The organism is Variovorax sp. P4_D9 (assembly GCF_056401695.1).
Genome location: NZ_JBFUIU010001388.1, coordinates 1 through 1503 on the forward strand (window position 1 = coordinate 1; position 1503 = coordinate 1503).

Genomic DNA, 1503 nt, shown 5'->3' on the forward strand with positions numbered 1-1503 from the left:
GATCAGCGGTGGCGCCTTCGACGGCTTCGGATAGATCAGGCAATCGTCTGTCTCGAAGAACTTGCCCTTGTGCGTGACGCTGTCTTCGGTCCAGATTCGCTTCACCACGGTGATCCATTCATCGGCGAGGTCGTAGCGCTCGTCGTGGCTCAGTTCGCGCCACAGACCGAGCTGGCGCATCAACTGCGGGCGAGAGCCGGTTACGACGTTGAGGCCGATACGACCGGGCGCGATCTGGTCCAGCGTCGCGACGATTTTTGCCACCACCGCGGGCGGAAAGATCATCATGTGCGCGGTGGCCCAGATGTTGATGMGCGAGGTTGCCTGCGCCAGCGCTGCCATGCACGTGAGCGATTCGAGGGACGACGTCATCGACTTCGACTCGCCGCCGTAGCCACGCCAGGTCGCCGGGCTCATGGCAAAGTCGAACCCCATTTTTTCGGCCGCAAGGGTGACCGCGAGGTTGCTGCCGTACGAGCCCGTGAGCGCGGGCGAGTTCATGGACTTGATCCATCCCCGGCTCATCACGGGAAGAAAGACGCCGATCTCAGCCTTTACCGGGTTCTCATGGTGAGAGTTCATTCAGTTCATCTCCAATGAATGCAACTGCGACGGTCTGAGTTGCCGACCGCCTTGACAGTGCATTCATCGTAGGAAGAACCTGATGATTGTTCGATACCAAGGTTTGAACGTCAGGTTTGTCAATTCTCAAACTGAAGCCTCGGGGCCCCTACGCCCTTGCTTCAACGGTGAACTGACTTCGTAATCGAATCGATGAAAGCCTGGCCAGCGGGTGAGAGTCGCCGACCATGCTTCACGGTGAACCCATACCGATAGTCCAGGTGATACAGGTCTTGGCGCAATGGCCGCATGTCTCCGCTCCTGACCCACTTCTCCGCGAAGTAGGCCGGGAGAAAGCCGACGTAGTTTCCCGACAACACTAGATGGACCGTAGCCTCCACATGAAAGCTCTCGACCTGGGCAATCTCGGAGTTCTGGCCCAGGTGCTCGGGCGCGGCATCGAACCATCTGGAAATGTAGGAGGTGTTGTTCAAATCGCTTTCGGTGATCTGATGGTCAGGGACACCGAACAGCTTGTGCTTTGCGCCGCAATAGATGTAGCTCGTTCCGCTCAGCAGCGGCGTGTAGTCGAAGCGGCCTGCATCGTCATACACGACCGAGATACCGATGTCGAACTTGCCTTCGTCGATTCGTCTTTCGATCTCGTCTGGGTGGAACACGTGAAGCTCCAGGTTGACGTCGGGATTGGCAGACGTGAAATCTCTCAAGCCTTCGCTGAGGCGCAGTTCCTGGAGCCATACGAACGAATCGAGCACGGCCACCCGGATACGCCCGCGCACGGAACTCCCCAGCGATTCGATCTCATCCTGAAAGTCATTGAGCGATCTCATCAGCTCGACGCCCGCTCGATAGACTCTTTCCCCGTCATCGGTCAGCTCGAACCCCCGGCGACCTCGTTCGCACAACCGAACGCCCATTCTT

The 1503-nt window shown here is 58.3% G+C and carries 2 protein-coding genes; both read right to left on the minus strand.

Translation table 11 applies throughout. From position 1 onward, the window contains the following. The coding region (locus AC1DY5_RS55245; protein ID WP_478122632.1) for an LLM class flavin-dependent oxidoreductase at window positions 1-582 on the minus strand (582 nt) is incomplete at its 3' end. A 161-nt stretch (window positions 583-743) separates the two neighbouring features. Further along, a partial coding sequence (locus AC1DY5_RS55250) for a LysR family transcriptional regulator (protein WP_478122633.1) occupies window positions 744-1503 on the minus strand: 760 nt, incomplete at its 5' end.